The sequence below is a fragment of the Oceanibaculum pacificum genome (assembly GCF_001618175.1).
Lineage (GTDB): Bacteria > Pseudomonadota > Alphaproteobacteria > Oceanibaculales > Oceanibaculaceae > Oceanibaculum > Oceanibaculum pacificum.
Genome location: NZ_LPXN01000048.1, coordinates 1 through 7,740, shown reverse-complemented (window position 1 = coordinate 7,740; position 7,740 = coordinate 1). Strand labels below are relative to the sequence as shown.

Sequence of the window (7,740 nt, the reverse complement as noted above, 5' to 3'; positions counted from 1 at the left end):
GCCGGGTGAGGGGAGACCCGCGCTACTGGCTCTCGATCCATTGCGCGGCCTGGAAGGCGCCGTCGTGGAAGTCGCAGGTCCAGGTCTTGCGCCAGCCGGTGGGGGATTTCGCCTCGGACACGAAGGTCCAGTCGCCGCCGCGATGGGTGAAGTCGGACGAGACGCCGAAATCGAGCGCCGGCTGGTCGGGCATGCCGGCGCGCAGGCTGGCGAAGCAGGAGTGCATGTCGTAGCGCACCGGCCGGTTCGCATCGCTGGCGCAGCTTGCCGCCAGCAGCGGGAGCGAGAAGAGCAGGGCCGCGCGCGGCGCCAGGGAGATGGTGAACAGGGGCACGGTGGAAATCTCCAGATCGGCCCTCGGGCAGGGCGCTCCCCTATCTAGCATAAAGCCTTGATCAGGAAAGGTCCGTGATGACTCGCGACGAACGGGAACGGCTCGCGACGCTGGAGCAGCAGATGCGCGACAGCCGCGACGATATCGCCGAAATGAAGATCGATGTGAAGGCCATCCGCACCGCGCTGTCGGAGGCGCGCGGCGGCTGGAAGATCATGATGCTGCTGGGCGGTGGGGCCGCCGCCGTCGGCGCGGCCATTGCCAAGCTGGCGACCGGCGGCGGGGTGACCTGATGCTCTACGCCGATTGGCGCGACGTGCCGGCCAGGCTGTGGCGCTGGCCGGATTTCAGCCCGCGCGAGATCGCCAGCCGCGGGGATGGCTCGCTGCTGGTGATGCCCGAGGCGATGGACCGGCTGCAAGCGGCGCGCACGCGGATCGGCCGGCCCTTCGTCATCACTTCGGCCTATCGCGACCCGGTGCACAATGCCCGCGTCGGCGGCGCACCGTTGAGCCGGCATAAGGCCGGCGACGCCTTCGACATCGCGCTGGCCGGCCATGACCGCGCCGCGCTGCTGGCCGCCTGCCGGGCAGCCGGCTTCACCGGCTTCGGCTTCTATTCCAGCTTCCTGCATGTCGACCTCGGACCCGAAAGGAGTTGGGGCCAATGGAAATCCTGAGCTTCGTTTCCTCCATCCTGAGCGGCGGGGCGACCGGCCTGCTGGGCATGCTGGCCTCGGCCGGCATTCGCATCCTGGAGGCGCGCGAGAAGCGGCAGACGCTGGCCATTGAGCTGGCGCATGCCGAGCGGCTGCATCTGCTACAACGGGAGACGCGCGCCGCCGAGACGGAGAATGAGCGGCTGCTGGCCGAGCTGGCCGGCGCGCGCGACATGCGCGTCGCCTCCTACGAGCATGACCGTGGCTATGGCCGGGCCAGCCAGTGGGTGGTGAATCTGCTGCGCCTGGTGCGCCCGGCGCTGACGCTGCTGCTGATCGGGCTGACCGGACTGGTGTTCTTCCAGCTCTATACCGACGCCGACCGCAGCCGCATCGTCGAGATGCTGATCTACGCCACCACCGCCGCCATCGTCTGGTGGTTCGGCGCGCGCGACCTGGAGCGCGGGAAGTAGCAGGCTCAGCCGCTCATGCCGCGCGGCTTGCGCACCAGGGGCATGAGGATGAGGCTGACGGCGAAGGTGAAGCCGACCACCAGCAGGCAATCATTGAAGCTCATCACGATCGCCTCGCGCTGCACCAGGGCGAAGAGCTGGCGCAGCGCGGCGAGTTCCGGGTCGCCGGTGATGCTGTCGCCCAGCCGTTCGGAGAGCCGGTCGATATAGGCCTGCACTTCCGGGCGGCTGAGAGTGATGTGGTCGCTGAGGCGGGAGAGATGCAGGGCGGTGCGTTCCTGCAGGATCGTGTTCAGGCTGGCCAGCCCGATGGCGCCGCCCAGATTGCGCATGAGGTTGTAGAGGCTGGAGCCGTTCTTCAGCTTGTCCGGCGTCAGCGTGCCGAGCGCCAGCCGGTTCACCGGGATGAAGCAGAACATCAGCGACACGCCGCGCAGAGCCTGCGGCAGGAACAGCTCCCAATAGCTCGATTGCGCGGTGAGGTGGGCGTTCAGATACAGCGCGAAGCAGAACAGCAGGAAGCCGAATCCCAGCATCAGCCGCAGGTCGATCCGCGCCGACAGCATGCCGGCCACTGGCGCCATGCCGATCTGGAACAGGCCGGTCACCATCATGATCACGCCGATCTGCATGGCGTTGTAGTCGCGCACCTGGCTGAGGAACAAAGGCGTCAGATAGACCGAGCCGTACAGCCCGACCCCGACGATGAAGCTGTAGGTGCAGCCCAGCGCGAAATTGCGGTCGCCGAAGGCGCGGATATCGATGATCGGCTGCCGGTAGGTGAAGGCGCGCACGAAGAACAGCGCGCCGGCTATCGCCGACAGCAGGCCGAGCTGCACGATCAGCCGATCCTCGAACCAATCATTCTTCGGCCCTTCCTCCAGCATATATTGCAGGCTACCCAGCGAGACGGTCAGCAGCACCAGGCCGATCAGATCCAGCCCGCGCAGATAGCTGGGCTCCGCCTTGTCGACCCGGATGAAGTTCCACACCGTCGCGGCGACGATCACGCCGGGAATGACGTTGAGGGTGAACAGCCAGTGCCAGGACAGCGTCTCGGTGATGTAGCCGCCCAGCGTCGGCCCGATGGTCGGCCCCATGGTGGCGGTGAGGCCGATGGTGACGGACACCTTGGTCATCATCCGGCGCGGGAAGATGGTATAGGCGGTGGCGAACACGGAAGGGATCATCGCGCCGCCGAAAAACCCTTGTAGCGAGCGCGCCAGGATCATCGTCTCGATGCTGTTGGCCAGGGCGCAGAACAGGCTCATCACCGTGAAGCCCAGCGTGGCGACGGTATAGAGCACGCGCGTCGACATCACCCGCGCCAGCGTGCCAGACAGCGGGATCATGATCACCTCGGCGATCAGGTAGGAGGTCTGGACCCAACTGATCTCCTCCACGCTGGCCGACAGGCCGGCCTGGATTTCGCCCAGCGAGCTGGCGACGATCTGCACGTCCAGGATCGCCATGAACATGCCGACGACCATGGCGAAGAAGCCCAGCCGCACCGACAGGGGCGGCATCGGGCGTTCGTCGGCAGGCGCATCGGCGGGCGTGCTCATCGGCGCTAACGCCGCTTACTTGGCAGGCGCGGCGTCGCGCTCGGCCAGGGCCGTATCGCCCTCCACCGCGCCGAACACGCCGGAGACGCTGCCCGTCTTGCCGGCGTCGCGCACATCGACCGACACGATGGCCGACAGGCCGGGGCGCAGCAGCGCCTTCAGCGGATTATCGGCCGGCACGTCGATGCGCACTGGCAGGCGCTGCACGATCTTGGTGAAATTGCCGGTCGCGTTCTCCGGCGGCAGCAGGCTGAATTGCGAGCCGCTGGCCGGCGAGAAGCTCGCGATCTGCCCGGTCAGCACCGTGTCGGGGTAGGCGTCGATCTCGATGCGCACCTTCTGGCCGGGGCGCATGCGGCCGATCTGGGTTTCCTTGAAATTCGCCAGCACATAGACGTTGGGCAGCGGCACGACCGACAGAAGATGCGTGCCGGCCCGCACATATTGCCCCACCTGCACGCCGCGATTGCCGACCACCCCGTCGATCGGCGCGCGGATCACCGTATTCTCCAGGTCGATCTGCGCCACCGCCTGGGCGGCGATGGCCTGCACCACCTTCGCCTCGGCCGCCTTGCGGCTCGTCTCCAGCACGTCGAGCTGCTGCTGTTCGGCCTGCAGGGCGGCGCGCGCGCTGGCCAGGGCCGCGTTCGCCTTGGCGAGGTCGGCCTCCGCCAGTTCCAGGCGCTGCCGGCTGACGACGTCGTCGCGGCGCAGCGAGGAAAGCCGGTCGTAATCCTTGCGCGCGCGCGTCACCTCGGCGCGGGCGCTGTCGATGGCCGCCGCCGCCTGTTCGATCAGCGAGCGTTGCAGCACGGCCTGGCTGTCGAAATTGGCGATGGCGGTGCGTTCGGCATCCACCGTTGCCGCCGCCTGACGCACGCGCGCGGCGAATTCCCGCTCGCCGATGGCGATCAGCAAATCCCCCGCCTTCACATATTGATTGTCGCGCACCGCGACGCTCTCGACATAGCCCGCCACCTTCGGGCTGATGACCGAGATGTCGGCCTGCACATAGGCATTGTCGGTGCTCTCGACATAGCGCCATTCATGGTGCCACATCCAGCCGGCATAGATTGCCGCCGACAACAGCCCCACCCCGACCAGCGCCAGCGCCAGCTTGCGCATCCTCCACACTCCGCCTGTTTCTTTTTGTGGCTGAACTGAACCGTTCAGTTTAGTCTGTGCAAAACTACGCCGCGCCCGATACCGCGTCAATCGTTCCGCAACCGGAAAGCGATCAGGATGGCTGTTTTCGATTTGGAGGCACAGGAGCCGGAGCGGGGCTCCAAGCCGGCGCAGATTCTGGCGGCCGCTCGCTCGGAATTCCTGCGACATGGTTTCGCGGCCACCAGCATGGACGCGATCGCGCGCTCCGCCACAGTGTCCAAAGCCACGGTCTATGCGCATTTCGGCAGCAAGGAGGAGCTGTTCTCCGCCATGGTCGCCACCAATTGCCGGCGCATGGCCGAAAGCCTGGCGGAGGAGACGCTGGAAGGGCTGGAGCCGCGCGAGGCGCTGCGTCAGATCGGCCGGCAGTTCCTCACCTTCCTGCTCAGCCCGGATACGCTGGCGATCTATCGGGTGGTGGTATCGGAAACCCCGCGCTTCCCCGATCTTGGCCGCCGGTTTTTCGCCGCCGGGCCGCAGAATACCCGCGGCCGCATCGCCCGCTATCTGGAGCGCATCTCCGGGCGCGGGCTGATCCGCGTCGACGATCCGGCGCGCGCGACCGAGATGTTTCTCAGCATGCTGGTCGGTCAGCGTCATCTGCGCCGGGTTCTGGGTCTCGACCCCGCGCCCAGCGTGGCCGAGACCGACGAGGCGGTGGACCGGGCGGTCGAGGCGTTCCTGCGGGTTTATGCGCCTCAGTGACGATTGTTCGTCATATTTATAAAATTTTAAGTTTTTTTGGTGTAAATTGGGCTTCGGATTTAAGGAGGCACTGATGCACATTAGTTATCTGATTGATAATCAAGCATTATCTTCTTTGCATTTGTATTGGCGCTCGCTGAAACTTGGCAAGGCGCTGCCTTCTCGCCATGATTTCGTGGCCGAGGATGTCTGGTCCTGGATCGGCCATATCGGTCTGCTCGACGTCGAGCGCGAGCCGCTGCGCTTTCGCATCCGGCTGCAGGGCAATCATCTGGCCCGGCTGACCGGCTTCGACGCCACCGGCCGCTATCTCGACGAGGTGGCCTTGCCGCTTTATCACGATGAAATTCTGGCGCAGCATCGTCGCGCGACGGAAACCGGTGAGCCGGTCTATGCCAGCCATATCGACGAGAGCCGGCCCTGGAAGCGCATCGACCGGCTGATCCTGCCCTTCGCCACGGATGGCCGGACGGTCGATCTGCTGATGACCGGCCTGTATATGGCGGTGGAGCCCTGGCATGGCTATCACGGCACGCTGTTCGCCGGCTATGAGAGAGCGGCGGGCTGAGGCGTCCCCGCCGCCCTGTCGCCAGCCGCGCCCGCTTGCCGGTATGATGCGCCGTCGGAACCAGGCCGTCGGAGCGTCATGCCGCCAAAGCCGCCTTCTGCCCCCGCATCAAGCGATATCGCCGGCGTCACGCTGGGCGAGTTGCTGGGCGCGAATTACGCGCTGGTCGTGCGCTGCGTCACCTGCGGCCATACCGGCCCGGCCGACCTGCTGACCGCGTATCGCCGACATGGGGCCGCGGCCGATGTGGCGGGGCTGGCGGAGCGCATGCGCTGCTCGCGCTGCGACGGGCGCGGCGGCACAATCGTCTCCATATCGCGGCCAACCGGCACATGAACCGGCTTATTCAGCGTTTCGGGGGTAGGCATACAATTTTCCACCATGCAAAATAAGGCGCTGCCCGTTCTTTCCCATCCATAAGGAAATCCGCGCCTGATGCCGCACGAAATGCCCTTGATCGCCACCATCGTCGCCGGTCTCGGGCTCGCTTTCGTGTTCGGCGTCATCGCCAATCGGCTGCGCATCCCGCCGCTCGTCGGCTACCTTATGGCCGGTATCGTCGTGGGACCGCACACGCCGGGCTTCGTGGCCGACCAGACGCTGGCGCCCGAATTGGCGGAGATGGGCGTCATCCTGCTGATGTTCGGCGTCGGCCTGCATTTCTCGCTGAAGGATTTGCTGTCGGTGCGGAAAATCGCCGTGCCGGGCGCGGTGGTGCAGATTGGCGTCGCCACGCTGCTCGGCCTCGGTCTCGCGCATCTGCTGGGGTGGAGCCCGGGGGCGGGATTGGTGTTCGGCCTGGCACTGTCGGTCGCCAGCACCGTGGTGCTGCTGCGCGCCTTGCAGGAACGCCGGCTGATCGACAGCGAGCGCGGCCGCATCGCCGTGGGCTGGTTGATCGTCGAGGATCTGGCGATGGTTCTGGCCCTGGTGCTGCTGCCGGCGGTGGCCACTCTGCTGGGTGGCCAGGCCCTGGGGGAGGGGGCGGACCCGATTGCCGCCCGGCTGGATATCGGCGTTACCGGCGTCATCCTCGTGACTCTGGGCAAGGTGGTCGCCTTCGTCGCCTTCATGCTGATCGTCGGGCGGCGGGTTATCCCCTGGGCGCTGCATTATGTCGCCCATACCGGCTCGCGCGAGCTGTTCCGGCTGGCGGTTCTGGCCATCGCGCTGGGCGTCGCCTTCGGGGCGGCCAAGCTGTTCGGCGTCTCGCTGGCGCTGGGCGCGTTCTTCGCCGGCATGATCTTGAGCGAATCCGAGCTGAGCCACCGGGCAGCCGAGGAATCCCTGCCGCTGCGTGACGCCTTCGCGGTGCTGTTCTTCGTGTCGGTCGGCATGCTGTTCGACCCGATGAGCCTGGTGAACGAATCGCTGCCGGTGCTGGCGACCCTGTTCATCATCGTCATCGGCAAGTCGGTGGCGGCCTTTCTGATCGTCGTCGCCTTCCGGTATCCGGTGGCCACGGCGCTGACGATTTCCGCCAGCCTGGCGCAGATCGGCGAATTCTCCTTCATCCTGGCCGAGTTGGGCGTGAAGCTGCAATTGCTGCCTGAACGCGCGCGCGACCTTATCCTGGCCGGGGCGATCCTCTCGATCCTGCTGAACCCGCTGGCCTTCAAGGCGATCGAATGGATGAAGCCCTATATCGAGCGGCGCACCAAGGGCTATATCCGCGTCGATGCGCCCGCTGAACCGACCGCCCCGGTGGCGGAGAAGCGCGCCGACGACGATCCGGCCGAGGCGACCGCCCTGTCCGACCACACCATCCTCATCGGGTTCGGGCGGGTCGGCAGCCTGGTCGGCGAGGCGCTGCGGCAGCGGGAAACGCCGTTCCTGATCATCGAGGATTCCGACAAGATCGTCTCCAGGGCACGCGAGGACGGCATTGAGGTGATCGTCGGCAACGCCGCCAAGGCCTCGATCCTGAAGGCGGCCAACGTGCCCGGCGCGCGTCAGCTCGTCGTCGCCATTCCCAACGCCTTCGAGGCCGGCCAGGTAGTCGGCCAGGCCCGCGCCGTCAATCCGTTACTGGAGATCATCGCGCGCGCCCATTCCGACGCCGAGGTCGACCATTTGCTGTCGCTGGGCGCCAACACCGTCATCATGGGCGAGCGCGAGATCGCCCGCGGCATGATCGAGCAGATCGCCCGCCGCCTCTCCAGCGCCGTGCCCGACCCGACGCCGGACCGCCTCCCCGGCGATCCGAAGCCGGCTTAGGGGCGTCTGGCTTTATTCCCAGCCGTCACCCCCGCACTTGTTGCGGGGGTCCA

The 7,740-nt window shown here is 66.5% G+C and carries 10 protein-coding genes; 7 read left to right on the top strand and 3 right to left on the bottom strand.

Features of this window, described 5'->3' with window-relative positions; translation table 11 throughout:
* Positions 1-22 precede the first annotated feature (22 nt).
* A complete protein-coding gene (locus tag AUP43_RS04100; protein ID WP_067553039.1) occupies positions 23-334 on the bottom strand; it encodes a hypothetical protein in 312 nt (103 codons plus the stop codon).
* 77 nt (positions 335-411) lie between these two features.
* Here AUP43_RS04100 and AUP43_RS04095 point away from each other — a divergent pair, with 77 nt between their 5' ends.
* The 3 genes from AUP43_RS04095 to AUP43_RS04085 are packed head-to-tail and all read left to right on the top strand — an operon-like array spanning position 412 to position 1,465.
* Entirely contained in the window at positions 412-627 is a 216-nt protein-coding gene (locus AUP43_RS04095; protein WP_067553037.1) for a hypothetical protein, read from the top strand.
* Positions 627-1,013 carry a D-Ala-D-Ala carboxypeptidase family metallohydrolase gene (locus AUP43_RS04090; protein WP_067553035.1) on the top strand — a complete coding sequence of 129 codons (387 nt, stop codon included), beginning with the start codon at positions 627-629 and terminating at the stop codon, positions 1,011-1,013. Before AUP43_RS04095 ends, AUP43_RS04090 begins: the two co-directional genes overlap by 1 nt.
* Positions 1,001-1,465: a hypothetical protein gene (locus AUP43_RS04085; protein WP_067553033.1), complete on the top strand. Its 465-nt coding sequence runs from the start codon at positions 1,001-1,003 to the stop codon at positions 1,463-1,465. Before AUP43_RS04090 ends, AUP43_RS04085 begins: the two co-directional genes overlap by 13 nt.
* 5 nt (positions 1,466-1,470) lie before the next feature.
* On the opposite strand, the gene AUP43_RS04080 is transcribed toward AUP43_RS04085, so the two are convergent.
* Positions 1,471-3,030: a DHA2 family efflux MFS transporter permease subunit gene (locus tag AUP43_RS04080; protein WP_067553031.1), complete on the bottom strand. Its 1,560-nt coding sequence runs from the start codon at positions 3,028-3,030 to the stop codon at positions 1,471-1,473.
* Positions 3,031-3,045: 15 nt separating this feature from the next.
* On the bottom strand, positions 3,046-4,155 hold the full coding sequence (locus tag AUP43_RS04075) for an HlyD family secretion protein (RefSeq protein WP_067553028.1): 1,110 nt from the start codon (positions 4,153-4,155) through the stop codon (positions 3,046-3,048).
* Positions 4,156-4,272: 117 nt separating this feature from the next.
* Here AUP43_RS04075 and AUP43_RS04070 point away from each other — a divergent pair, with 117 nt between their 5' ends.
* From AUP43_RS04070 to ybaL, 4 genes are all read left to right on the top strand, one after another.
* On the top strand, positions 4,273-4,902 hold the full coding sequence (locus AUP43_RS04070) for a TetR/AcrR family transcriptional regulator (protein ID WP_067553026.1): 630 nt from the start codon (positions 4,273-4,275) through the stop codon (positions 4,900-4,902).
* 73 nt (positions 4,903-4,975) lie between these two features.
* Positions 4,976-5,470: a PAS domain-containing protein gene (locus AUP43_RS04065; protein WP_084462555.1), complete on the top strand. Its 495-nt coding sequence runs from the start codon at positions 4,976-4,978 to the stop codon at positions 5,468-5,470.
* A gap of 78 nt (positions 5,471-5,548) precedes the next feature.
* A complete protein-coding gene (locus tag AUP43_RS04060) occupies positions 5,549-5,806 on the top strand; it encodes a hypothetical protein (protein ID WP_067553022.1) in 258 nt (85 codons plus the stop codon).
* A 99-nt stretch (positions 5,807-5,905) separates the two neighbouring features.
* A complete protein-coding gene (gene ybaL / locus AUP43_RS04055) occupies positions 5,906-7,687 on the top strand; it encodes a YbaL family putative K(+) efflux transporter (RefSeq protein WP_067553020.1) in 1,782 nt (593 codons plus the stop codon).
* Positions 7,688-7,740 lie beyond the last annotated feature (53 nt).